Raw genomic sequence first — 25,449 nt, forward strand, 5'->3', positions numbered from 1 at the left:
CGGACCCTTACCGGGACCGCCCTATCCCTCGTTTGACGCAATCAACCGCGCTGCGCGGCCTGTTCGTCGAGCTGGCGCTGCACCTCACGCCGCTTGTTGGCGACCGAAGCGATGATGACGCCTACCGCCACGACGGCGATCAGGATGGTGCAGGCGGCGTTGATTTCCGGCGTCACGCCGAGACGCACCTGGCTGTAGATCTTCATCGGCAGCGTGGTGGCGCCAGGCCCGGAGGTGAAGGAGGCGATCACCAGATCGTCAAGCGACAAGGTGAAGGCCAGCATCCAGCCGGAGACGATGGCCGGCATGATCACCGGCAGCGTGATCTGAAAGAAGGTCTTTACCGGCGTTGCGCCGAGGTCCAAGGCAGCTTCTTCCAGCGAACGATCGAACGACACCAGGCGCGACTGCACGACGACAGCCACGAAGCACATGGTCAAGGTGATGTGAGCAAGCGTCACGGTCAGGAAGCCACGGTCGAGACCGACGGCAACGAACAGCAGCAACAGCGACAGGCCGGTGATGACTTCCGGCATGACCAGCGGCGCAAACACCATGCCGGAAAACAGGATGCGGCCGCGGAAGCGGGTGTAGCGGGTCAAGGTCAGTGCTGCCAGCGTGCCGAGCACGGTTGCCACAGTGGCGGAGATGACACCCACACGCGCGGTCACCCAGGTGGCGTCCATCAGCCCCTGATTGTGGAACAGCGAGGCATACCATTTGGTCGAGAAGCCGCCCCAGACGGTGACCAGCTTCGACTCGTTGAAGGAGAAGACGATGAGCAGCACGATCGGCAGATAGAGAAAGGCAAAGCCCAGCACGACCGAGGTGACGTTGAAGCGGCTCCAGGTGGCGTTCATTTGTCCTGCTCCTGGGCGCGTGCCTGGGCCTGCTGGAAGAGCATGATCGGCACGATCAGGAGCAGCAGCAGGATGACGGCGACGGCCGACGACACCGGCCAGTCACGGTTGGCGAAGAATTCATTCCACAAGGTCTTGCCGATCATCAGCGTCTGCGAGCCGCCGAGCAGATCGGGAATGACGAACTCGCCAACCGCTGGAATGAACACCAGCAGGCAGCCGGCGATGACCCCGGGCAGCGACAGCGGGAACGTGATCTTCCAGAAGGCTGATGTCGGCGGGCAGCCGAGATCCTTTGCCGCCTCGATCAGCGAGTAATCCATCTTTTCCAGCGACGAATAGAGCGGCAGCACCATGAATGGCAGGTAGGAATAGACGATGCCGATGAAGATCGCCGTGTAAGTGTTGAGGATGATCAGTGGCTGATTGATGATGTGCAGCGACAACAGCAGCTGATTGAGCAGACCCTCGGGCTTGAGGATGCCGATCCAGGCATAGACGCGGATCAGGAACGACGTCCAGAACGGCAGGATAACCAGCATCAGCAAGGTCGGACGGATCGTCGCCGGCGCGCGGGCCATGCCGTAGGCGATCGGGAAGCCGACGAGCAAGGTCAGGATCGTCGAGACAGCAGCGATGATAACACTGGTCACGTAGGCTTTGAAGTAAAGCGCGTCCTGCGTTAGCCAGACATAATTGTCGACGCTGAGTTCGCGGAAGCGGACAAAGAACCCGGACATGCCGTCCCTGAAATCGAGCGCCGGCGTGTAGGGCGGCATGGCGATCGCCGACTGCGACAGCGAAATCTTGAAGACGATGATGAACGGGATGAAGAAGAAGAACAGCAGCCAGAGATAAGGCACGATGATGACGAGCCGGCTGACAAAGCCGGCACCGAGCCGCATCAGGAACGGTTTGGCCGCGGCCGATGGACCGGCGTCGGTGAGTGCAATGTTGGACATGGCCGCCCCCTACCGTGTCAGCACGACGCCGGCATCCGGCCGGAAGGAGACCCAGGCGCGGTCGTTCCAGGTCAGCGGGTCCTCGGTGACTCGCGCCGCGTTGAGCGCGCTTGCCCTGATGATCTGCCCGTCATCCAGCCGGATGTGGTAGACGGTCATGTCGCCGAGATAGGCAACGTCGTAGACCTCGCCCTCAAGCGCATTGACGGCGTCGGCCGGTTTCGTCGACGACACCTTGATCTTCTCCGGCCTGATGGCGAAGACGATGTCGGAACCGGCCTTTGTATCGGTGCTGTTTTCGACGACGATCTGGGCCCCTGTCGCGCCGGTGATGCGCGTGGTGTTTGCCGCACGCTCGGCGACCTTGCCCTCGAACATGTTCACATTGCCGACGAAGTGGGCAACGAAGCGCGAACTGGGGGCTTCATAGACTTCCGCCGGCGTCGCCACCTGCATCACCTCGCCCTTGTCGATGATGGCGATGCGGTCGGCCATGGTCATCGCCTCTTCCTGGTCGTGGGTGACGACGACGAAAGTGAGCCCGAGATTTTGCTGCAGGTCCATCAGCTCGAACTGCGTTTCCTCGCGCAGCTTCTTGTCGAGCGCGCCGAGCGGTTCGTCGAGCAGCAGCACTTTCGGCCGCTTGGCGACCGAGCGGGCGAGTGCGACGCGCTGGCGCTGCCCGCCGGAGAGCTGGTGCGGCTTGCGCTTGGCGAACTGCTCGAGCTTGACCAGCTTCAGCATCTCGGCGACGCGCTTTTCGATATCCGGTCCCGGCATGCCTTCCTGCTTGAGGCCGAAGGCAATGTTCTTTTCCACCGTCATATGCGGGAACAGCGCATAGGACTGGAACATCATGTTGACCGGGCGGCGATAGGGCGGGATGCCGCGCAAATCCTGGCCGTCGAGAAGGATACGGCCGGCGGTGGGCTCCTCGAAGCCGGCAAGCATCCGCAGCAACGTCGACTTTCCGCAGCCCGACGCGCCGAGCAGGGCGAAGAACTCGCGCTCGAAAATGGTCAGCGACAGATTGTTGACGGCGGTGAAGTCACCGAACTTCTTGGTGACATTCTCGAATTGGATATATGGCTTGGCGTTCGGGTCGTTCCATGGCGCGAAATCCCTGCGGATGCTGCCAAGCGATTTCATGTCCCACTCCGTCCTGTTTTTTTTGCTTCTTGCCCCAGAGAAGAATGGTCCCGGCAGATGACTGCCGGGACCATGTCGCATTGCTTACTGGCCGGTGACGATCTTGGTCCAGCTGCGCGTGATCAGGCGCTGGGTCTTGGGATCGTAGGGCTGGACCGTATAGAGCTTTTTCAAGGTCTCGGCGTCCGGATAGACCGCCGGATCATCCAGCAGCGCCTTGTCGACGAACTGCTGCGAAGCCTTGTTGCCGTTGGCGTACAGCACATAGTTGGACGACTTGGCGATCACTTCCGGCTTCATCATGTAGTTGAGAAATTCGAGTGCCTCGGCGGCATGCGGCGCATCGGCGGGAATCGCCATCTGGTCGAACCACATCTGGGCGCCTTCCTTGGGCACGGAATAGCCGATCTCGACGCCTTGCTTGGCCTCGACCGCGCGGTTGCGTGCCTGGAAGACGTCACCCGACCAGCCGACCGCCAAACAGATATCGCCGTTGGCGAGCGCGTTGATGTATTCGGACGAATGGAATTTGCGGATATACGGCCGCACCTTCAGCAACGTCTCCTCGGCCTTGGCGATGTCGTCAGGTGAGGTGCTGTTCGGATCGAGGCCGAGATATTTGAGCGCCGCCGGGATGATGTCGGCCGGCGAGTCCAGCACATAGACGCCGCAGTCCTTCAGCTTGGCCAGGCTGTCGGGATTGAAGAACACATCCCAGCTGTCGATCTTGTCGGTGCCGAGTGCAGCCTTCACCTTCTTGATGTTGTAGCCGATGCCGACCGTGCCCCACATGTAGTTGATCGAATATTCGTTGCCCGGATCGTATTTGGCGGTGCGCTCCGAAACCGTGTCCCACATGTTGGAAATGTTGGGCAGCTTCGACTTGTCGAGCTTCTGGAACACGCCGGCCTGGATCTGGCGGGCCAGGAAGTTGCCGCTGGGCACGACGACGTCATAGCCGCTGCCGCCGGCAAGCAGCTTGGTTTCGAGGATTTCATTGGAATCGAAGGTGTCGTAGACGACCTTGATGCCGGTCTCCTTAGTGAAGTCGTCAATGATCGAACTGTCGATGTAATCCGACCAGTTGAAGACGTTGACGACGCGATTCTCGGCATGGCCGCCAACGGCGAAAAGCGTCAGAAATGCCGAGGTTGCCGAAAGCCAGAGCGCTTTGCGGATCATGCTGTTCTCCTTTGATGAGTGTTCCTTCGCCAAGTCGTCGCTGTTCGAGCGCGATTGGGCATTTGCTTCAGAGTATTGAGCTTTCCGGGCAGCCACAAGCATGAACTGCCAGCGCCGTCCGGGCGGTTCGACGAGCGGCAGATGATGGCTCTGTGTGCCCGCATGGCGGGCGCGGTGACGCCGTCAGAGGCTTTCGCCGCGGCGCTGGCAGGGATACGACGCTGTGGTCCGGTCTTGGTCCGACCGGCGGGGACACTTGGCAAGATAAGCCTGTCTTGTTGTTGCCGTGCCCCAGCCTGCCCGTGCCGCAGCAAGGTTGTCAATGGCCCGCGCGGGGAAGCTCGGTCAATAGGGGCGTGCGGCTTCGCTAATTGGGGAAAGACGGGCGTAATTAGGGAAGACGGGCTCAACCAAGGGAAAGGCGGGTCAATTAGGGGATGGCAGGCCAGTGGTCCCCGGCCGTGCAGGCCTCGCCTGGCGCTTGAATTCAAGCGCGATATGGACGAGCAGCGCGGCGACCACCACCGCGCCGCCGATGATGGTGCGCACCGAGGGCACCTCGCCATGAACGAGCCAGACCCAGATCGGTCCGATGATCGGCTCGAACGTGCCGAGGAGTGCTGCGATCGCCGCCGGAACCAGCCTCGCGCCGGTGGCGAAGAAGGCAAGGCCCAGGCCGAGATTGATAACGCCGAAGGCAAACAGGAAAGCCATGTCGTGGGTCGACGTGGCAAACTGCGTGGCTTGCGATGCGGCGAAAGCCGCTGCCAGCATCGTGCCGAGGCACGTCGCCGGCGTCATGCGCACATGGGCGAAGCGCCGGGTGATGACGGTGGCAATCGAGAACATGACGGCGATCAGCAGCGACAGCCCGTCGCCGATGGGCGATACGGCGCCGTCGAGCGATTCCGACACCATGATGGCGACGCCGGCGATGACGGCGGCGATCGCCACCCAGGTCGCGACGGCGACGCGTTCGCGAAACAGCACCCAGGCAAGCAATGCCGCCAGCAGCGGCACACCGGCCTGCATCAACAGGATATTGGCAACGGTGGTGTAGGCGAGCGCGACAACGAAGCACGTCGACGCCGTGGCGAAACAGACGGCCACGGCAAGGCCGGGCAGGCCCATGTCGCGAAACAGCCGCAACATGCCGCGCCAGCCGTCGCGCCAGGCCATGAAGCAAATCAGGAACACAGCCGCCCACAGCGAGCGCCAGAACACCACCGTCCAACTGTCAGCGGTGTCGATGAAGCGGGCGATGGTGCCGCCAAAGCTCCACATCAGCGCCGACAGGAACACCAGCAGCAAGCCGACCCGCTCTTCGCGCGGCGAGACGATCGGCGGTGCGGCGATTGGAGAAGATGCGGTATCGGTCATGGGGTGCGACTGTCGGCTATCTCGGGGTGGCATGATGCACAATGGACGACAGAAACGTGCCGTATTCGCCTAGCGCATAGGCTACCGCCGGACGTGACCCAGCCCGGCATTCCCTTTGGCGCACCGCCAACCGGCAGCCATACGGGCAAACACCGCCGTTTCTAGGACATGCCCTTGTTGCCGCGGATAAAGCGCCAGAGACCGGCCAACGGTACCAGCAGCAGAATGCCGAACTTTTTCAGGGCGATGAGCGCGACTGCAATCAGGCCGGCCTTTGCCGCGAGTTTTCCGGCGATGAGGCCGCCAATGCCAACCGCGGCGACCGTGTCGGTGCCTGGCAGAAAATCGGTGTATTTCTTGCCGGTGTTGAAGTCCGCCACGCCCAGCACTTCGTCCAGGCTCTGCTTGATCTCCGGCAATTGTTCGACCGTAGCGATGTAGCTCATCACGAAGACGCCTTCCCGGCCGAGGAAACGGACGTCGTAATTGAGCGTGTGGACGGTATCGTCTCCGAACTGCAGTTCCTTGGCCCAGTGCAGCCGCTTGTGGACGAAATCATAGACCGGCGGCGAGGCCCAGCCGATCAGCTTGATCGGGGGAAAGCCGTCCTTCACCCGCTGATCGTTGGCCGACAATGTGTCCGCCTGCATGCTGCTCAGCAATTCGGTGTAGTCGATGGATGCGGCGTCGGCGTCATCGACATGGCCGATCTTTTCATAGCGCAATTCGATGCCCCAACCGTTGCCGGCGATGGGCTCGTACTTGGCCGGGAAGATCATGCCGATTGCTTCGGACGCGGTATCAGCCGGATTGCCCCAGGCCTCGGTCAGGACGGACGTCGCGTCCTTCTTGCCCAGAAAATAGAACTTGTCCTTGAGATCGAGATGGATGCCTTCGGGAAGGTCGACCGCGCCGGTCTTTGGATCGATCTTGTCCAGGAACGCCTTGCCGTCGTCACTATACTGTTGATAGTCCTTGAAGAATTCCGAGGATTTTTCTGCCAGAACAGGCCCCGCCAAAAGGGCAAGCGCCACGCCAAGCCACAAAGCTTTCCTGTTCATAAGCCGTCCCCCCTTGGCTGCCCTGCAGCTCACCTTCGATAGCGCAGCGCCGATGCTTAATCAATATTTGGTTCGGCGATGGTTCGGGCCGCGCTCTATTGCTTAGCGCAAACAGCTGCGGTCTTCCGCGACCTCCTGCCCGAGAAGCATCACTGGAAATCGAAGGCGCTCAGGCCCGTCGCCATCTCGTCCAGGCCCAGCGGACGGGTCACCGGCGGCTCGGCGCGGGCGAGGCAGCCGATGCGTTCGCACAGCCGGCAAGCGGGACCGACCGGCGTGGCGGCGCCCTGTCCGGCCTTTGCCGGCAGCCCGGCGCCATAGACGATCTCGTCGCGAAAGCCGATATCGCAGCCCAACAGCAGCGCGGTGCGGCGCGGGCGCTCGGAGAACGAACCCTGCGGCCCCTCGAGCGTGCGTGCGATGCAGAGGAACTCGGCGCCGTCGGGCATTTCCACCGCCTCGACCAGGATCTGGCCAGGCGAAGCGAAAGCGGCATGGACCGGCAGTTTCGGGCAGCCGCCGCCAAAGCGGCTTTGCGGAAAGCCCTGGCCGCCGGCCTTGCGGAAGCGGTTGCCGGCATTGTCGACCTCGAGCATGAAGAACGGCACTCCGGACAAGCCAGGACGCTGCAGCATGGTCAGGCGGTTCGCCGCCTGTTCGAAGGAGACGCCGAAACGCGAGCGCAGCACATCGATGTCGTAACGAGCCCGCACGGCGGCGGCATGAAAGGCCTGATAGGGCATCATCAAGGCATGGGCGGCGTAGCGGCCGAACTCGAAGCGGGCGAGCCGGCGGGCTTCGTCCGTACCGAGCTTCAGCGCCTGAATTTCGCCGGCGATCGCGACCGTCATGCGGATCAGGCAGGCCTCCATGGCGACTTCGCGCAACTGGTCGAACGGCGACAGCCGCTCCGATAGAAAAAGACGCTGCGAATGACGGTCATAACGGCGGCGCCAGTTCGGCATGGTGGCGACCGGCAGAACCTTGACGACGATGCCATACTCGCGCTTCAGCCACGCCTTCAGCGCGCCGAACAGATCGTCGCCGGGGTCGAGCATCGAGGTGAAGGCCTCGGCCTCTTCCTCCAGTGCTGCAAAATGGTTCGGCCGGCGCTCGAAAATCTCGTGCACTTCGTCGATCGGCAGCCGCGCACCGGACAGCGCCGTGGCGCGGCCCTCGCGCGCCAGAAGCTCGTTGAGATCGGACAGCCGCTCGGCCTGCTCGCGGTAAGCGCGAAACAGTTTTATCATCGCAGCCGATGCGTTGGGGGCTGCCTCGGCCAGTTCGATCAGTTCCTGGTCGCCCGGCAGCTCACCGGCAAGCAGCGGGTCGCCGAACACTTCCTTCAAGGCCGAGATCGACCCTCTCGCCTCACCCTGCAATTCATGCGGGTCGACCTTGTAGACAGAGGCCAGCTTCAGGATCAGTTGCACCGTCAGCGGCCGCTGGTTGCGCTCGATCAGGTTGAGATAGGACGGCGAGATGCCGAGCCCCTCGGCCATCGCCGTCTGGGTCAGGCCTTTGGCGATGCGGATGCGGCGGATGCGCGGCCCGGCGAATATCTTCTGGTCGGCCACCGGCTTTCCTTGACAGGAATTTACACGACTTGCGAGCGATGAACGGCGCACTATCTTTTTACAATCATGACAGATTTACAGCGGCAAGCAGTCAAACACAACACAGGTTTTCTCTTATTTTCTACCGGAAATGGCGGTTTTCCTCGCTCTCGTCACGGCGCAATGTAAATGATGTCACACACAGACGACGCACACCATCCCAGGGGCGCGGCGTTTCAAGACACTGGCATCGATTGATCTGGAGTGACCAATGACTGATTTTTACAATCTTGTCCCATCCGCGCCCGAAGGCCGCTTCGACGGCATCGAACGAGCCTATTCGCCGGACGATGTGAAGCGGCTGCGCGGGTCGGTCCAGATACGCCAGAGTCTTGCCGAAATGGGCGCCAACCGGCTGTGGAAGCTCATCCACGAGGAAGACTTCGTCAATGCACTCGGCGCCATGTCGGGCAACCAGGCGATGCAGCAGGTGCGTGCCGGGCTGAAGGCAATCTATCTCTCGGGCTGGCAGGTCGCCGCCGACGCCAACACCGCGTCGGCCATGTATCCGGACCAGTCGCTCTATCCCGCCAATGCGGCGCCCGAACTGGTCAAGCGCATCAACCGCACGCTGCAGCGCGCCGATCAGATCGAGACCTCGGAAGGCAACGGCCTGTCGGTCGAAACCTGGTTCGCGCCGATCGTCGCCGATGCCGAGGCCGGCTTCGGCGGACCGCTCAACGCCTTCGAGATCATGAAGGCGTTCATCGAGGCGGGCGCTGCCGGCGTCCACTATGAGGACCAGCTGGCCTCTGAGAAGAAGTGCGGCCATCTCGGCGGCAAAGTGCTGATCCCGACCGCCGCGCATATCCGCAACCTCAACGCGGCGCGTCTGGCGGCCGACGTGATGGGCACGCCGACGCTAGTCGTGGCACGCACCGATGCGGAAGCGGCAAAGCTTCTGACCTCCGACATTGACGAGCGCGACCAGCCTTTCGTCGACTACGATGCCGGCCGCACGGTTGAAGGCTTCTACCAGGTCAGGAACGGCATCGAACCGTGCATCGCGCGCGCCGTTGCCTATGCGCCGCATGCCGACCTGATCTGGTGCGAAACATCCAAGCCCGATCTGGCGCAGGCCAAGAAATTCGCCGAAGGCGTGCGCAGGCATCATCCGGGCAAGCTGCTCGCCTATAATTGCTCGCCGTCGTTCAACTGGAAGAAGAACCTCGACGACGCGACGATCGCCAAGTTCCAGCGCGAGCTCGGCGCCATGGGCTACAAGTTCCAGTTCATCACATTGGCCGGGTTCCACCAGCTCAATTTCGGCATGTTCGAGCTGGCCCGCGGCTACAAGGCGCGGCAGATGGCGGCCTATTCCGAGTTGCAGGAAGCCGAGTTCGCGGCCGAAGTCCACGGCTACACCGCGACCAAGCACCAGCGCGAGGTCGGCACCGGCTATTTCGACGCCGTGTCGATGGCAATCAGCGGCGGCCAGTCGTCGACCACCGCCATGCATGAATCGACCGAGCACGTCCAGTTCAAGCCGGCAGCGGAATGAACCGATCGACATAACCAACAGAGGAAACGCCCGAAGGGCAAGGGAGAAGAAAATGGCATCCATAAGCCGCGTCAAGGAACGTGCAGAAGAGCAGTCCACAACGATGAGTGTCGACCAACAGGCGACCATCCGCATGCTGGCCAACGACCTGCACAGGCTCAATCAATCGGTGATGAAGGCAGTCGAGGCCGGCGTCTCGGTGGAACTGGTGCGCTCGGCCCGGCATCATGGCGGCGACGGCAATTGGGGCGACCTGCTGATCCCGGTGATCGTCACGCAGAAGAGTCACGGCTGATCTTCCCTTACGGAAGCTTTGTGCTTGTGGAACCTATGGGCCCCGCCGCTCACTGGCCGACTTCAACGTCACCCGCGAGTTTTCAGCGCGGGTGACTTTCGCTTTTGAGCGTGAACTTAACTACAGTTCGAAAACAGAACTTGTCTCCGGGGTTTAATATTTCCGGCTATATTTCGCAGGTCCGTCATTTCAGCTTGACATGGCGGGCGATCTCACGCCAATTGGCTCTCGGATTTCAACCCTGCATTGAAGCAGCGCCGAGTGCCCGCCCCGCCCATGTGCCCTGTGAACCGCGAGACCGACACCGCCAAACATCTGAATTCGTCAAGCAGGGACGCGAACTCCGAGATATCGACGGATTTCTCCCACGTGCTGGTCGTTGGAAAATCGCCGATCAACCGGGTGGTGGTGTCGAAGATCGTCGAGAAGTCCGGACTGAAGCCGATCTCCGAGTCGCCCGAAATGGCGGCCAAGACATTGCGAACCCTCATTCCGGGCGCCGTCGTTCTCGATGGCGGCCCCGACAACGAGGACTGCCGCGCGCTGATGGCGGCCATCGACGCCTTGCGGCGGACATCTGGGCGGTCGCTCCCCAAGGTGATCCTGCTTTCAACCAAGACCGGCACGCCCGACAGCCTGGGCCTGTCGAGCGTGGTCGATGTGGTGGTAACCAAGCCGATCACCACCGAAAGGCTGCAGCCGGTGGTCGACCGGCTGATCAGTCTCGGGCGCGGCTGATCGCAATCCGCCCGAACGCGTGCGGGGCGGTCAGCCTTCCTTGCCGATGCTCTCGATCAAAGCCGGCAGTTCGCCAAGATCGACAATCTGGCGGAAGCGCGGTGCTGCCACCGGCGGTTCGACATGTTCGAGCACCCAGGTCAGTTCGTGCGGGACGTACACACCCCAGCTCCCGGCCTCGATGGCCGGCACCACGTCCGACTTGAGCGAATTGCCGACCATCATGCTGGTCTGCGGGCTGCCGTGACGGCCAAAGATCCTGGCATAGGTGGCGGCGCTCTTGTCGCTGACGATCTCGACGGCATCGAACAGGTCGCCAAGGCCGGACGCCGCCAGCTTGCGCTCCTGGTCGAACAGATCGCCCTTGGTGATCAGCACCAGATGGTAGGCGCCGGCGAGCTTTTCGACTGTCTCGCGCGCATGCGGCAGCGCCTCGACAGGATGGCCGAGCATGTCGCGGCCGGCGGCAAGGATTTCGGCGATCGTCGAGGCCGGCACACGGCCCTCGGTCACTTCTATCGCCGTCTCGATCATCGACAAGGTAAAGCCCTTGATGCCGAAGCCGTAGACGGCAAGGTTGCGCTTCTCGGCCTCCAGCAGCCGTGCCGAGATGTGCTCGGCCTCGCCATGGTCGGCGAGCAGGGTTGCGAAATGCTTCTCGGTCAGGCGGAACAACTGTTCGTTCTGCCATAGGGTATCGTCGGCGTCGAAGCCGATCGTGGTCAATTTGCCTGGCATACGATGTCTTCTGCTGCTCGATCTGCGGGAGGTTGACCCTAATCTGCGTGGCGCGATTTTCAACCAGGAAGGCGAAGACAGGCAGCTCCCCTTCCCTTCCATCACCGGCAACAGCTATACTGTGATAATTGCAACCCAAACTGGTGAATGATGCCGCCTGCGAAAAAGGAAGTCCGTCCGTCGACCCGCGGAGGACGCGTCCGAACGCCTGCCTTCGTGAAAAATCAACGCGGCGTGAAGAACTGGAAGGAAGTCAGCGCTTGGCTGGAATGGCGCGGCATCGAAGACATAGAATGCATCACGCCTGATCAGGCTGGCGTCGCGCGCGGCAAGATGATGCCGTCGAAGAAATTCACTTCCAACACCTCGCTGGCGCTGCCATCGGCAGTGTTCATGACGACGATTTCGGGCGGCTATCCCGAGGACGGCAACGGTTTCCACTATCCGGAGGATGATGGCGACCTGAAGCTGATGCCGGATCTGTCGACGTTGACCGTGGTGCCGTGGGAAGAAGACCCGACGGCCGCCGTCATCTGCGACCTCGTCCATCAGGATGGCCGTTCGGTCGAGTTCACGCCGCGCAACGTCCTGAAGCGCGTGGTAGCAGCCTATGACAAGCGCGGGCTGAAGCCGGTGGTGGCGCCCGAGATCGAATTCTATCTGGTGCGCAAGAACCCCGACCCGGATTATCCGCTGACCCCACCCGTCGGACGTTCCGGACGGGCAATCGGCGGCGGCGCCGGCTATTCGATCGCCGGCGTCAACGAGTTCGACGAACTGATCGACGACATCTACCATTTCTCCGAAAGCCAGGGCCTGGAGATCGACACGCTGATCCACGAGGAAGGCGCCGGCCAGCTCGAGATCAATCTGCGTCACGGCGATCCGGTCGAGCTCGCCGACCAGGTGTTCATGTTCAAACGTACCATCCGCGAGGCAGCGCTGAAGCATGAGATCTATGCCACCTTCATGGCCAAGCCGATCCAGGGCCAGCCAGGTTCTGCCATGCACATCCACCAGTCGATCATCGACAAGAAGACCGGGCTGAATATCTTTTCAGCGAAGGACGGCTCGGAAACCGACGACTTCTTCCATTTTATCGGCGGCATGCAGAAGCATGTGCCGAACGCGCTGGTGATGTTTGCCCCTTACGTCAATTCCTACCGCCGGCTGACGCAGTCGGCCTCGGCGCCGGTCAACAACAAATGGGGCTATGACAACCGCACCACGGCGTTCCGCGTGCCGCGCTCGGATCCGGCGGCGCGGCGTGTCGAAAACCGCATCCCGTCTTCCGACGCCAACCCCTATCTGGCGCTGGCGGCCTCACTTGCCTGCGGGCTGATCGGCATCACCAACAAGATCAAGGCCGAGCCTCCGGTGCTGACCACCGCAAACGCCGATGAGATCGACCTGCCGCGCGGCCTGCTCGAAGCCGTCGACCTGTTCGAGGGCGACGAGGAGCTGTGCGCCCTTTTGGGCAAGTCCTTTGCCGCAACCTATGCAGCGATCAAGCGGGCGGAGTTCGAGACCTTCATGGAAGTGATCAGCCCGTGGGAGCGGGAGTATCTGTTGCTCAACGTGTGAGCGGCGACTTCGTCGTGTGAATGGTGAATAGTGAATGCTGAGTAGTTTCATATTGGATGGATGAGCGCAGACGACGTGCGTCTCGCAGCCATTCACCATTCACCATTCACCATTGGCTGGTGTCCCCATGCCTTACCAATCACCTATCTCCCCCGGTCGCTCCTGGTACGAAGACACAGCCGGACCACGCGCTGAGTACCCTGCCCTGGACGGCGACCGCAGCTGCGACGTCGTCGTCGTCGGCGGTGGCTTCACAGGGCTGTCGGCGGCCGCTCATTTGGCCAAGGCGGGAGCCGACGTCGTTCTGATCGAAGCGCATCGCTTCGGCGACGGCGCTTCAGGGCGCAATGGCGGCCAGCTCGGCACGGGCCAGCGCGCCTGGGCCGAAGAGATGGAGGCCGACTACGGCTTCTCCCGCGCCAAGGCGCTGTTCGACCTTGCTGAAGAGGCGAAAGCGCACCTGCTCGAATTCGCCGCCGTCAACCAGATCGACATCGACTATATGCCGGGCCAGTTGTCCGTGGCGCACAAGCCGCGTTATCTCGACGACTACAAGGCACATGCCGAGATCATGGCCGGCCGCTTCAATTATCCGCACATCGCCTTCATGGATGCCAGGGAAACGGCCGAACGGCTGGGCTCCACACGCTATTTCGGCGGCACCCGCGACACCGGCACCGGACACATCCACCCGATGAAGCTGGTGATCGGCACGGCAAAGGTCGCGGCAGCGGCCGGCGCGCACCTGTTCGAGCAGACACTATCGACCGGTGTTACCTCCAGCGGCGGCAAGGTCAGGGTGACGACTTCGAGAGGAACCATCACCGCCCAGAAATGCCTGATCGGTGTAAATGCCTATGGCGGCACGCTCGAGCCGGTGAGTGCCGCGCACATCATGCCCATCGGTTCCTTCATCGGCGCGACGGTGCCGCTGGGCGTCGATTCGAAAGTGCTGCCGGGCGGCGAGGCGGTCGACGATTCGCGTTTCGTCGTGCGTTATTTCCGCAAATCCAGGGATGGAAGGCTGCTGTTCGGCGGGCGCGAGGTCTATGGCGTCAACGATCCGAAGGACATCCATGTCCATATCCGCCGGCAGATAGCCGAGCTTTATCCGGAACTGAGCGATGTCGAGATCACCCATGGCTGGGGCGGCTATGTCGGCATCACCATGCCCAGGAAACCGTTCGTGCGCGAGGTGATGCCCAATGTGATCTCGGCCGGAGGCTATTCCGGCCACGGCGTGATGCTGTCGAACTTCTTCGGCAAGCTCTATGCCCAGACCGTCGCCGGCAACCGCGACAGACTGAAGCTGATCGAGGACCTGAACATCCCGGCTTTTCCCGGCGGCCGGCGATTTAGAACGCCATTATTGTTCTTGGCACTGAACTGGTTTGCCCTGAGGGACCGAATATAGGGAAAGTATCTCATATCAGCCGTGGCTGGTACTGAGCTGATTCTATTGAGCTGTTGGTTGCCGCAGCGAGACGTTGCAGAATCCTCAACAAGAGCGCACAATTCCCCTGAGGGCGCACTGATGCCACAATCAAGGGCAAAGGATGCCGGTTCTGGGCGATTGAACGGGGATTTCTGCGGGCCTGCCCGCTTTGTTGTTGGGACCGATGCCGATCGAATGCCGGGCTGCCGGCGCCGATCGAAAGAACACCGGCTCATCTTTTGGAGGTGGCAAGAGTGAACGAGCCCTTCAGTTTCGGCGCGCCGGAACGTCGGCGCTTCGCCATGCAATTCGGTTATGACATGCGGCCCTCCTTCTGGCAGGGGGTGCGCACGAATTCGCATCTGGTGATCGCCGCGGTCGGCACCGCAGCGCTGCTTGGTGTGGCGGGCATAGCGCTTTGGCTGGCATTGCCGGCCAACGACCGGCAAGCGATCGCCAGCACACAGCAGAACGTTCCGACTTTTCCGGTCAAGACGACCAAGATTGCCCCGGTCGCGGCGACGGCTACCGCGGTAGCGGCGCCACAAGCCGCGCGCAAGGGCGACGCGGTTTCATCGACGGTCGCTGCCGGTGGGGCTGCCATGCCGCCGCTGTCGGCCAACGATCCGCGCTGGACTGCGGCGCAATCCAACAGCGACCCTGCCGCGACGCCATCCGATCAGGCGCCTGCCGAGCAGGCTGCCGCCAAACCGTCCGATGCCGCGGCATTCGAAGAACCGGCGGCGCAGAGCGACGCCACGACGCAGCTGTCAAAGGTCGCTGCTCCCGCCAATGACGACGACGCCGAGACCGCCGCCATACCGATGCCAAAACCGCAACTTCCAGACGAGCAATCTTCCGCCGCAACGGACGATACCCAGGCCAAGGCCAAGCCACAGAAGGTGGCTGCTGCCGTCGGCACCGGACGCATCCTCAGGGCGGTGACAATGCGCAGCGGTCCGCAGAAAAACGCCGCCGCCATGGGGACCGTGCCCGCCAAGTCGTCGGTGCAGGTGATGAGTTGCAAGAAATGGTGCCAGATCGTCTACAACGGCAAGCGCGGCTGGATCTACAAGAGCTACATCAAGACCGGGGATTGAGACACAAGCCGCCAGATCTGGTCAGCCGCCGAGCAACCACCTAAAACGGTGTCTCCTGCGAGCAAGTTTGCGCTTCGCCAGGAAATCCCGGTGTTCCTCGAACGGCACCTCATAGAGGCCGCACATTTGGCAGCTTTCTGACCTGCCGCATAGCGGGGTCCAGCATTTCACATCGTGCGTCCAGGCGAGCGCGATCCTTTCCAGATGAAGGTTGGACGAACTTTTCAGCAGAATCAGTTCTCCTGGGACTGCCGTCTGTTTGATGTGATCCGAAACTTCCTTGGGACTGCGAAGCTCAATGAACCGGCCGCTGTCGCGGTCGGCCTGGCTGGCGCGCGAGCGATGCGCATTGCCGCCCGTGTAGATGACCTCATCAGCGATTTCGCGAGCGATCTTGTACGCACTGCCGTATTTCCTCGACGAGCCGGCGTAGTCGGATATCTGCCCAAGCACAATGCGCTTGCGAGCGGCCTTGGCCTTTGCAATCATCTCCAGAGCAATGTTGAGCGAATGCCAGGGCGCTTTGGCCGTATCGACCAGGAATTTCGGACCCGCGGATACCTCTTGCACCGTAGAGCGGTTGGGCAGTGGTGCAAACGATGCTGTTCTCGCTACGACTTGCTCTGGCGGGACGCCAAGTTCCAAGGCGGCGGCCATGGCCGCTGCAGTCGGCAGCCAGAATTGCTCGCCGGGAAAAGGAGCTTGAATATTCAGGCTGCCACCGCGCCAATGAAGGGTGAACCGCAGCAATTCCGGATACGCGGCATGCACGTCACTCACGCGGTAGTCTGCCTCGCCGGACTGGCCGAAGGTCGCAATCCGGCATTTCGCGCCAGACGCCATACCGATCACCAGTGGGTCATCGCAATTGAGAACCGCAAGTCCATCAGGTTGGAGTGCCCCGACCAGCGCCCGCTTCTCTGCCGCCACAGCTTCCAGAGTCCTGAACTTGCCGAAATGCTCCAGGCGGATCATCGTAACCACCGCTACGCTCGGCTTCAGCATCTGCGCCATGGCGCTGATCGTGCCGAAGTCGGAAGCGCCGGCTTCGAAAACGACGTAATCGACTTTGCCGGCCTTCCTCAGGCGCTTGTAAAGCGTTCGGATGAGCGCAGGCATTGTATTGGCCTGGGCCTGTAGATGCACCTTGCCTTGGGCGGCCAGTATGTGTGCAAGCAGGCTGGTGGATGTGGATTTGCCGGAGCTGCCGGTAATGCCGATGAACGTCGCCTTGTTACGCGCCCGCACCCAGCGCGCCTGCAGCCGTCGCAGCGCCCAGCCCAAGTCCTTGCGAATTTTCAGCAATTCCAGTTTCACACCCCGCCAGCTTTTAGCCCAGCCTAATATGCGTCGTGCCAAGTTCCAGAGTCAAACGGGCGCTGGCGTGCTTGAGCCAAAGATTCTAGCGACCGAGGAGCCGCAGCAGTCTGTGCTTGCGGCGCTTCGATTTTCTCTGCGCCACAAACTCACGGTGCTGCTCAAACGGCACTTCATAGAGGCCGCATTGCTCGCATCCCTCGGTTTTGCCGCATACCGAAACCCAGCACTGGACGTCGTGGGTCCAGGCAAGTGCGACACGCTCGAGGTGCAGATTGGACGAGCTCTTGAGCAGGATCAACTCGTCAGGCTGCGCGGTTTGGGCGATGTAGTCCGACACTTCCCTGGCCGTGCGCAATTCGATGAAGCGGCCGCTGTCGCGATCTGCCTGGTTCGCCTTGGAGCGATGGGCATGATCGCCGGCATAAATCACCTGGTCTGCAATCTCGCGCGCGCTGCTGTAGGCTTGGGCATATCTGTTATTCGAGCCGGAAAAATCCGATAGCTGGCCAAGAACGATGCGTTTTCGCCCGAATGTCGATCCGGCTATCATGTCGAAGGCAAGGCTCAGCGAATGCCAGGGCGCCTTTGCGGCATCCACGATGAAGTGAGGGCCGCCCGCGGGGACGAGCACCTGGCCGCGATTTTCCAGAGGCTGGAACGTCGCGGTTCTGTCCTTGACCATCTGCGCAGGCACGCCCAGCTCAAGAGCAGCTGCCACCGCCGCTGAAGTCGGCAGCCAGAAATGCTCGCCGGGGAACGACGTCTCGATATGGAGCACACCGCCGCGCCAGTGGAGCGAGAACCGCAACGGCTTGGGATAGGCGGCCTCGATATCGCTGACGCGATAATCCGCCTGCTCCGATGTGCCGAATGTGACGGAACGGCAGTCGCTCGCCGAGGCCATGCCCATCACAAGAGGGTCATCGGCATTGAGCATCGCGAAGCCGCCCGGCTCCAGCGCCGCGACCAGGGCGCTCTTTTCTCGAGCGACGTTTTCCACAGTCTTGAAACTGGCCCGATGCTCCAGCCGGACCATTGTGACAACAGCCACGTTGGGGCGAAGCAATTCGGCCATGGGCTTCATTGTATCCGGGCCGAATGCAGCAGCCTCGAAGACGACGTAGTCGGTTTTGCCGCCCTTTCCCATTCGCCTGGATAGCGTCGAGACCAACAGTTTCATCGTGTTGGCCAGAACCTGTGTATGGACCGAACCATGACCGGCCAGGATGTGTCCAAGCAGGCTTCCCGCCGTGGTCTTGCCGGAGCTTCCGGTAATGCCGATGAAAATTGCCTTGCTTCGCGCCCGCGCACGCGTGGCCAGGTAAAGCCGCAGCCGCCATCCCAGATCGTAGCGACTTTTCTGCTGCCTGATCTTCATCACCCGCCAACACTATCCACGATCCCGTTATGCCTTTCGGGGGATCGAGAAGTCAAACGGGGGTCCGGCGTGACGACGTCAACTGTTCGTTCCTCGGCTGGCCGGCGCACCGATGCGAACTCTTGCCGATGTGGCTCTGCCTGCCATGCATTGCGAACAGCGAGGTACTTCCCGAATTGCTCAAATGCAGCGGCCGCCGTCGACCTCCAGCGCCACACCGGTGATGAAGGCGGCTTCGTCCGACGCAAGCCAAAGCGCAGCGTTGGCGATATCGAGCGGCGTCGACAGACGGCCGAGCGGTATCGAGGCACGGAATTTCTCGCGGATCTCGGGCGTGTCAGTGCCCATGAATTTCTCCAGCATGCCGGTCTCGCCGGCGACCGGGCAAAGGCAGTTCACGCGGATGTTCTTGGGCGCGAGTTCGACCGCCATCGACTTGGTCGCGGTGATCGCCCAGCCCTTCGAGGCATTGTACCAGGTGAGCCCCGGACGCGGCCGCAAACCGGCGGTCGAAGCCGTGGTCAGGATGACGCCGCCGCCCTGCCGCTCCATGATCGGCACCACGGCAAGTGCGGCGTGATAGATCGCCTTCATGTTGACTGAAGTGATCAGGTCGAAGGTCGCCTCGTCGACCTCGAGCATGTCGCCATTGCGATGGGTGTAGCCGGCATTGTTGACCATGATATCGATGCGGCCGAAGGCGCTTTCTGCGGCATGGACCATCTCGTCGAATTCGGAACGCTGCGAAACGTCGGTCTGGGTCCAGATCGCGGCCTGGCCGATCTCTGCTGCAACGCGCTTCGCGCCCTTGGCGTTGAGGTCGGCGACGACGACCTTGGCGCCCTCTTCGGCAAAGCGCCTGGCCATGCCTTCGCCGAAACCTGACGCAGCACCCGTGATGACGGCAACCTTGTTTTCCAGACGCATGCTTTTTCCGCTCATTGAAGACCCACCTCGCAAGCGCATTTTCCTTTTTGTTTGATGCGTGTCTGTCTCCCAGAACCGCTTCGCACTTCTGGGCGACACGCATTAGCTTTCGTCACATTCCCGCTTTATGTTGCAGGCGCGAAAGCCCCGGGACCATCGCTTGACGAAAGGCCTCCGGGTGGCAGCCAGTGTCAAGGCACATTTGGACCGAATCAATATGCAGTGATTTGTCCTTGATGTGACACCATGGCACTGGATAATTTAAATCGATTAGATTATATCCTGCCGCGTCACAGCGAGCGGCGTCAAAGCGGACAGACCATGACCAGCCAGATCATTCCCGTCGAGCCTTTCGACTTCATCATTTTCGGTGGCACCGGCGACCTGTCGGAACGCAAGCTGCTGCCCTCGCTCTACCACCGCCAGCGCGACCACCAGTTTTCCGAGCCGACCCGCATCATCGGCACCTCGCGCTCCAAGATGAGCGACGAGGAATTCCAGGCTTTCGCCAAGCAGGCGATTTCCCAGCATGTTAAGCCGGCCGACATCGACGCCGAGGAACTCAAGACATTTCTTGCCCGGCTGTCCTACGTATCGGCCGACGCGACGACGGGTGCCGGCTTCGACAAGCTGAAAAAGGCGATCGGCGAAAGCGACCGCATTCGCGCTTTCTATCTGGCGGTTGCGCCGGCGCTGTTCGGCGACATCTCGCACCAGCTGAAAGCCCACAATCTCATCACGCCGAATTCGCGCATCGTGCTGGAGAAGCCGATCGGCCGCGACCTCGATTCGGCGCGCAAGCTCAACGACGTGGTTGGAGACGACTTCCACGAAAGCCAGATCTTCCGCATCGACCACTATCTCGGAAAGGAGACGGTGCAGAATCTGATGGCGCTGCGCTTTGCCAACGCGCTCTATGAGCCGCTTTGGAATTCTGCCCATATCGACCATGTGCAGATCACGGTGGCCGAGACCGTCGGTCTTGAAGACCGCGTCACCTACTACGACAAGGCCGGCGCGCTGCGCGACATGGTGCAGAACCACATGCTGCAGCTGCTCTGCCTGGTTGCCATGGAAGCGCCATCGTCGATGGATGCCGATGCCGTGCGCGACGAGAAGCTGAAGGTGCTGCGGGCGCTGAAGCGCATCAACGGCAATGAGGCACCCAAGCACACCGTGCGCGGCCAATACCGCGCCGGCGCCTCTGCAGGCGGCGCGGTGAAAGGCTATGTCGAGGAACTCGGCAAAGACAGCTCCACCGAGACTTTCGTCGCCATCAAGGCCGAGATCGGCAATTGGCGCTGGGCCGGCGTGCCGTTCTATCTCCGGACCGGCAAAAGGCTGGCGACCCGCGTTTCGGAAATCGTCATCGAGTTCAAGCCGATCCCGCATTCGATCTTCGGCGACAGCGCCGGGCCGATCTCAGCCAACCAACTGGTGATCCGGCTGCAGCCCGACGAAGGCGTCAAGCAGTTCATCATGATCAAGGATCCAGGCCCGGGCGGCATGCGGCTGCGCCAGATCCCGCTCGACATGAGCTTTGCAACATCTTTCGACGGTCGCGCGCCGGACGCCTATGAACGGCTGATCATGGATGTTATCCGCGGCAACCAGACGCTGTTCATGCGCCGCGACGAAGTCGAGGCGGCATGGAAGTGGATCGACCCGATCCAGAACGCCTGGGAAAGCGCCAGGCAGGAGGCGCAAGGCTATACGGCCGGCACATGGGGTCCCTCGGCCTCGATTGCGCTGATCGAACGCGACGGGCGGACATGGCACGAAAGCAATTGAGCGAGCCCGTCTATAACTGGAACGGCTTTGCCGGGCGCCAGGATCTGGCGGCAGCCCTTGCCGGCAATGTCGCGGCGCGCCTGACCAAGGCCATCGACGAGCGCGGCACGGCCCTGCTTGCCGTTTCCGGCGGCACCACGCCGGCAAAGTTCTTTGCAGCACTTTCGGCCATTCCGATCGCCTGGAACAAGGTGACGGTGACGCTGGTCGACGAACGGTTCGTGCCGGCCTCCTCGCCGCGCTCGAATGCGGGGCTGGTCGCGGCCAACCTGCTGCAGAACAAGGCGGCTGCCGCGCACTTCGTGCCGCTCTACCATGAGGCGGCAAGCATCGAGACCGCCGCGGCGGCCGACGATGCGGCGCTGAAGGCTCTGCCCTGGCCCCTCGATGTCGTCGTGCTCGGCATGGGCGGCGACGGCCACACCGCCTCGTTCTTTCCCGACGCCAAGAATCTCGGCGATTTGCTCGACCCGGCCTCATCAAGGATCGTGCTGCCGGTTCACGCGGCAAGCGCCGGCGAACCCCGGTTGACGCTGCCGCTGGCGCGGATCGTCGACGCCGGCTTCATCGCGCTGCATATAGAAGGCGAGGACAAGCGCACCGCCTTCGACGGTGCGATGGGACCGGGTGCGAAAAAGCCCATCCGCAAAGTGCTCGAAGCGGCACCCATCCCGGTAGAGGTGTTCTGGGCACCCTGATTTCACGCAAAGCAGTCCCGGCAGACGGTGGAGGACGTTCTTCCGGGGCTCGAAAGGACCGACCATGACAGCCAGACGCGACATCCAAGCCATCACGGAACGCATCCGCCAACGCTCGAAAGCCGGCCGCGAGCGCTATCTCGGCCGCATCGCCGAGGCCTCCAGCCGCGCCGCCAACCGGGGGGTTCTGTCTTGCGGCAACCTCGCGCATGGCTTTGCCGTCTGCAGCCCGTCTGAAAAGCTGGCGCTCGGCGCCGACAAGGTGCCGAACCTCGGCATCATTACCTCCTACAATGACATGCTGTCGGCGCATCAGCCCTTCGAAACCTTCCCGGCGCTGATCAAGGAAGCCGCGAAGGAAGTTGGCGGCATCGCGCAAGTGGCCGGCGGCGTGCCCGCCATGTGCGATGGCGTGACCCAGGGACAGCCCGGCATGGAGCTCTCGCTGTTTTCGCGCGACGTGATCGCCATGTCCGCGGCGATCGGCCTGTCGCACAACATGTTCGACGCCGCCGTCTATCTCGGCGTCTGCGACAAGATCGTACCGGGGCTTGTGATCGCGGCTCTCACCTTCGGCCATCTGCCGGCGGTGTTCGTGCCGGCCGGGCCGATGACGACGGGCCTGCCCAACGACGAGAAGGCCAAGGTTCGCCAGCTCTATGCCGAGGGCAAGGCCGGACGCGCAGAACTGCTCGAAGCGGAGTCTAAATCCTATCACGGGCCGGGCACCTGCACCTTCTATGGCACCGCCAATTCCAACCAGATGCTGATGGAGATCATGGGCCTGCATACGCCCGGCGCGTCCTTCGTCAATCCAGGCACGCCGCTGCGCGACGCGCTGACGCGCGAGGCGACCAGGCGAGCCCTGGAGATCACCGCGCTCGGCAACGCCTACACGCCGGTCGGCCGCATGATCGACGAGCGCTCTTTCGTCAATGGCGTCGTCGGCCTGCACGCCACCGGCGGCTCTACCAACCACACCATCCATCTCATCGCCATGGCCGCGGCGGCCGGCATCACGCTGACCTGGCAGGACATTTCCGACCTGTCGGAAGCGGTGCCGCTTCTCGCGCGCGTCTATCCGAACGGGCTTGCCGACGTGAACCATTTCCACGCCGCCGGCGGGCTTGGCTTCCTGATCCGCGAATTGCTCGACGAAGGCATCCTGCATGAGGATGTGCAGACGGTATGGGGCGAAGGCCTGAGGCCCTATGCGGTCGAGGCCCGGCTCGGCGAAGATGGCGGCGTCGTGCGTGAAGCCTCGCCGCTGCAGAGCGGCGACGAGAAGGTGCTGGCGCCGTTCAAGAAAGCCTTCCAGCCGACCGGCGGCCTGAAGGTGCTCGCCGGCAATCTCGGCCACGCCGTCATCAAGACGTCCGCCGTGAAGCCGGAACGCCGCGTCATCGAGGCGCCGGCCAAGGTGTTCGACAGCCAGCAGGGACTGAACGAAGCCTTCAAGGCCGGCACGCTGACCGGCGACTTCATCGCCGTCATCCGCTTCCAGGGCCCGAAGGCAAACGGCATGCCGGAACTGCACAAGCTGACCACCGTGCTCGGCATCCTGCAGGATCGTGGCCAGCGCGTCGCGCTGGTCACGGACGGGCGCATGTCTGGCGCTTCCGGCAAGGTGCCGGCGGCGATCCATGTAACGCCGGAAGCGGTCGAGGAAGGGCCGATCGCCAGGATCCATGACGGCGACATCATCCGGCTCGACGCCGATGCCGGCACGCTGGAAGTGCTGGTGCCGGGGCCCGAGCTCGCGCTGCGCCGCACGGCCGACATCGATCTCATCGGCAACGAGTTCGGTTTCGGCCGCGAGCTGTTCGCTGGTTTCCGCCAGTTGGTCGGCCGCGCCGACCACGGCGCCAGTGCTTTCGGCACGGCTTGAGGCATCATTGCCTATTTTGTAAAAAGGGCGGCTCGAGCTCGGTTTGAGGCCGCCCTTTGGTGAGGGATGGATGGCGATTACGGCTGAACCGTAATCTCGCTCCGTTCGCCGGCCTTGACCGTCACCGGCATTTCCTTGTCATGGCCTTGATCGGACATGTGGCGGAGGACGACATAGTCGCCGGCTGGGATAGTCTGCTGCCAGGTGTCGCCATAGTTCAGGCCGAGCGCCTTGCGGTTGCCCTGGATATCCTTCTTCGACGACAGCACCTCGATCGAATAGGCGCCCGGCGCCGACATCACCAGCACGCCGGCATCGAGCGTCACCTTGACGTCCTTGACGTCGCCAACCTTGACGCTGAAAGGCTGCTCGACGGTTGCGAGCTCAAGCGAGGTGACCGCGACATAGTCGTCCGGCGGCAGCCAGAACTTGCTGTCGGGCCCATAGGAGTGAGCGACATCGTCACGCGAGCCGTCGATCTTTTTCTTGGCCTTGACGATCTGGACGCTGATGCCCGAGGAGTCAGCCTTGTCGCCGCCTGCGGTGTAGTAGGCGTTGACGGCGGCATGGCCGACGCCGACGACTATGTCCTTTTCCACAGTCTGCCCGGCGGCGAGCTGGATGGTCTCGGTCACCGAGCCGCTGCCGATCGCAACCGTCACCTTCTGCTCACCAGCCGGCACGATGATCCTGGTGTCGCCATAGTGGGTGGTGCTGCCGCCCGGGAAGGCGAAGTCGACATGGGCTTCGTCACTGATCTCGGCGCCCTGGCTTGGCTTCGGATGGATGAGCATGGTGCCGGCGTTCAAGGTGAAGAGCGGCTTGTAGACCTGGCCCGCCTGGATCTTGACCTTCTGTTCCGCCCGAGCTTCGTCGGCGCGCGCGACGACGACATAGTCGCCCGGCTCGAGATTGGCCTCGTAGTTGTTGTACTGGGTGGTGACGGCCTCGCCGCGCGTGCCATCGGGCTTGGCCTTGTAGACCTCCCAGGCATTGCCGTCGGTGATCGGATCGCCGCCTTCCGCCATGACCACGCTCGGGATGAAATTGAATTCGGGCTTTGCCGGTTCAGGGGCAGGCGCCGGAGCGGGTTCGGGTGCCGGCGCCGGAGCCGGCGCGGCGACGGTTTCGACCAGTGCTTCCTGCAGCGCCTTCTCGTCCGAGGCCTGGATATATTTGCCGCCGGTGTTGTCGGCAAGGCAGGCGATCTGCTTGCCCTCGTCAGCGGTCAGGCCGAAGCCGACGACGTCGACGGTGAAATCGACGCCTGAGGCCTCCAGTTCCTTGCCCAGCGCGCACGGGTCACCTTCGCAGGTTTCAAGCCCATCGGTGATGAGAACCACGGTCGCCTTGCCCTCGGTGTATTTCAGAGCTTCGGCCGCCTGCTTGACGGCTGCGGTCAGCGGCGTCTTGCCGAGGAATTTCAGGCTGTCGGCAGCGGCCGAAATGGCGCTAGCCGAGCCGGCTTGCGGCGGCACGATCAGCTCGATGTCGTCGCAGCTGCCCTTTTCGCGGTGGCCATAGGCCATTAAGCCGATCTCGTCGTCGCCCGGGACCGACTGCAGTACGGTCCTCAGCGATTCGCGCGCGATCTCGAGCTTCGGCTTGCCGTCGATCTGGGCCCACATCGAGCCTGAAGCGTCAAGAATGATGATAACCCTATTGGCGGCAAAGCCGAGCGAAGTCATCGACAAAAGGAGCAGCGCCGCAGCGACGCTCCGCAAAAGTCCCGCCATCGAAATCTCCTTGAGGCCGCCCTCTGATCCGCGCCGGAAGCTATTTGACAGCGCGTCCGGACACAAGCCTGGAGCGGGTTACTAGATCATGATGAGATTTGGATGAAATC

At 62.3% G+C, this 25,449-nt stretch carries 21 protein-coding genes; 9 read left to right on the top strand and 12 right to left on the bottom strand.

Translation table 11 applies throughout. The features are described from left to right. Positions 1 to 41: 41 nt before the first annotated feature. The 7 genes from X757_RS138040 to X757_RS138010 form a co-directional block, all read right to left on the bottom strand. Positions 42 to 860: an ABC transporter permease gene (locus X757_RS138040; RefSeq protein ID WP_023669326.1), complete on the bottom strand. Its 819-nt coding sequence runs from the start codon at positions 858 to 860 to the stop codon at positions 42 to 44. Continuing rightward, a complete protein-coding gene (locus X757_RS138035; protein WP_027049422.1) occupies positions 857 to 1,822 on the bottom strand; it encodes an ABC transporter permease subunit in 966 nt (321 codons plus the stop codon). The genes X757_RS138040 and X757_RS138035 overlap by 4 nt, the downstream gene beginning before the upstream one ends. A gap of 9 nt (positions 1,823 to 1,831) precedes the next feature. Then, a complete protein-coding gene (locus X757_RS138030) occupies positions 1,832 to 2,971 on the bottom strand; it encodes an ABC transporter ATP-binding protein (protein WP_023727758.1) in 1,140 nt (379 codons plus the stop codon). A gap of 84 nt (positions 2,972 to 3,055) precedes the next feature. Continuing rightward, a complete protein-coding gene (locus tag X757_RS138025) occupies positions 3,056 to 4,153 on the bottom strand; it encodes a polyamine ABC transporter substrate-binding protein (protein ID WP_023711775.1) in 1,098 nt (365 codons plus the stop codon). Between the two features lie 426 nt (positions 4,154 to 4,579). Beyond that, entirely contained in the window at positions 4,580 to 5,533 is a 954-nt protein-coding gene (locus X757_RS138020; protein WP_023727759.1) for a DMT family transporter, read from the bottom strand. A gap of 161 nt (positions 5,534 to 5,694) precedes the next feature. Next, complete coding sequence (locus X757_RS138015; RefSeq protein ID WP_031251652.1) at positions 5,695 to 6,594, bottom strand: DUF2167 domain-containing protein; 900 nt, start codon at positions 6,592 to 6,594, stop codon at positions 5,695 to 5,697. Between the two features lie 149 nt (positions 6,595 to 6,743). Beyond that, positions 6,744 to 8,171 (bottom strand): short-chain fatty acyl-CoA regulator family protein, encoded by a 1,428-nt coding sequence (locus tag X757_RS138010; protein WP_023727761.1) that lies wholly within the window; start codon positions 8,169 to 8,171, stop codon positions 6,744 to 6,746. A gap of 250 nt (positions 8,172 to 8,421) precedes the next feature. On the opposite strand from X757_RS138010, the gene aceA reads away from it, so the two are divergent. The 3 genes from aceA (at position 8,422) to X757_RS137995 (ending at position 10,744) form a co-directional block, all read left to right on the top strand. Beyond that, positions 8,422 to 9,711: an isocitrate lyase gene (aceA, locus tag X757_RS138005; protein WP_023727762.1), complete on the top strand. Its 1,290-nt coding sequence runs from the start codon at positions 8,422 to 8,424 to the stop codon at positions 9,709 to 9,711. Between the two features lie 52 nt (positions 9,712 to 9,763). Next, complete coding sequence (locus X757_RS138000) at positions 9,764 to 10,006, top strand: hypothetical protein (RefSeq protein WP_023669318.1); 243 nt, start codon at positions 9,764 to 9,766, stop codon at positions 10,004 to 10,006. 276 nt (positions 10,007 to 10,282) lie between these two features. Beyond that, positions 10,283 to 10,744 (top strand): response regulator, encoded by a 462-nt coding sequence (locus X757_RS137995; protein WP_023669317.1) that lies wholly within the window; start codon positions 10,283 to 10,285, stop codon positions 10,742 to 10,744. Between the two features lie 30 nt (positions 10,745 to 10,774). Here the strand turns inward: X757_RS137995 and X757_RS137990 are convergent, their stop codons facing one another. Further along, complete coding sequence (locus X757_RS137990; protein ID WP_023727763.1) at positions 10,775 to 11,482, bottom strand: HAD family hydrolase; 708 nt, start codon at positions 11,480 to 11,482, stop codon at positions 10,775 to 10,777. 147 nt (positions 11,483 to 11,629) lie between these two features. Here X757_RS137990 and X757_RS137985 point away from each other — a divergent pair, with 147 nt between their 5' ends. From X757_RS137985 to X757_RS137975, 3 genes are all read left to right on the top strand, one after another. Beyond that, on the top strand, positions 11,630 to 13,066 hold the full coding sequence (locus X757_RS137985; RefSeq protein ID WP_023669313.1) for a glutamine synthetase family protein: 1,437 nt from the start codon (positions 11,630 to 11,632) through the stop codon (positions 13,064 to 13,066). A 127-nt stretch (positions 13,067 to 13,193) separates the two neighbouring features. Next, entirely contained in the window at positions 13,194 to 14,480 is a 1,287-nt protein-coding gene (locus X757_RS137980) for an FAD-binding oxidoreductase (protein ID WP_023727764.1), read from the top strand. 275 nt (positions 14,481 to 14,755) lie between these two features. Next, positions 14,756 to 15,601, top strand: a complete 846-nt coding sequence (locus tag X757_RS137975) for an SH3 domain-containing protein (protein WP_023727765.1) — start codon at positions 14,756 to 14,758, stop codon at positions 15,599 to 15,601. Positions 15,602 to 15,622: 21 nt separating this feature from the next. Here the strand turns inward: X757_RS137975 and X757_RS137970 are convergent, their stop codons facing one another. The 3 genes from X757_RS137970 to X757_RS137960 form a co-directional block, all read right to left on the bottom strand. Continuing rightward, positions 15,623 to 16,918, bottom strand: coding sequence for a Mur ligase family protein (locus X757_RS137970; protein ID WP_031251654.1), 1,296 nt, complete (start codon positions 16,916 to 16,918; stop codon positions 15,623 to 15,625). 85 nt (positions 16,919 to 17,003) lie between these two features. After that, the gene (locus tag X757_RS137965; RefSeq protein ID WP_023727767.1) at positions 17,004 to 18,299 is read right to left on the bottom strand and encodes a Mur ligase family protein; all 1,296 of its coding nucleotides are present in this window, start codon (positions 18,297 to 18,299) and stop codon (positions 17,004 to 17,006) included. A gap of 180 nt (positions 18,300 to 18,479) precedes the next feature. After that, positions 18,480 to 19,226: an SDR family oxidoreductase gene (locus tag X757_RS137960; protein ID WP_031205266.1), complete on the bottom strand. Its 747-nt coding sequence runs from the start codon at positions 19,224 to 19,226 to the stop codon at positions 18,480 to 18,482. 321 nt (positions 19,227 to 19,547) lie between these two features. Here X757_RS137960 and zwf point away from each other — a divergent pair, with 321 nt between their 5' ends. From zwf to edd, 3 genes are all read left to right on the top strand, one after another. Then, positions 19,548 to 21,017, top strand: a complete 1,470-nt coding sequence (zwf, locus tag X757_RS137955; protein WP_023669307.1) for a glucose-6-phosphate dehydrogenase — start codon at positions 19,548 to 19,550, stop codon at positions 21,015 to 21,017. After that, on the top strand, positions 20,999 to 21,715 hold the full coding sequence (pgl, locus tag X757_RS137950) for a 6-phosphogluconolactonase (protein ID WP_023727769.1): 717 nt from the start codon (positions 20,999 to 21,001) through the stop codon (positions 21,713 to 21,715). The genes zwf and pgl overlap by 19 nt, the downstream gene beginning before the upstream one ends. Positions 21,716 to 21,779: 64 nt before the next feature. Next, positions 21,780 to 23,603, top strand: a complete 1,824-nt coding sequence (gene edd, locus X757_RS137945) for a phosphogluconate dehydratase (protein WP_023727770.1) — start codon at positions 21,780 to 21,782, stop codon at positions 23,601 to 23,603. A 77-nt stretch (positions 23,604 to 23,680) separates the two neighbouring features. Here edd and X757_RS137940 read toward each other — a convergent pair whose 3' ends face one another. Then, on the bottom strand, positions 23,681 to 25,339 hold the full coding sequence (locus X757_RS137940) for a VWA domain-containing protein (protein ID WP_023727771.1): 1,659 nt from the start codon (positions 25,337 to 25,339) through the stop codon (positions 23,681 to 23,683). Positions 25,340 to 25,449 lie beyond the last annotated feature (110 nt).

This window comes from Mesorhizobium sp. LSHC412B00, from assembly GCF_000503035.1.
Classification (GTDB): Bacteria; Pseudomonadota; Alphaproteobacteria; order Rhizobiales; family Rhizobiaceae; genus Mesorhizobium.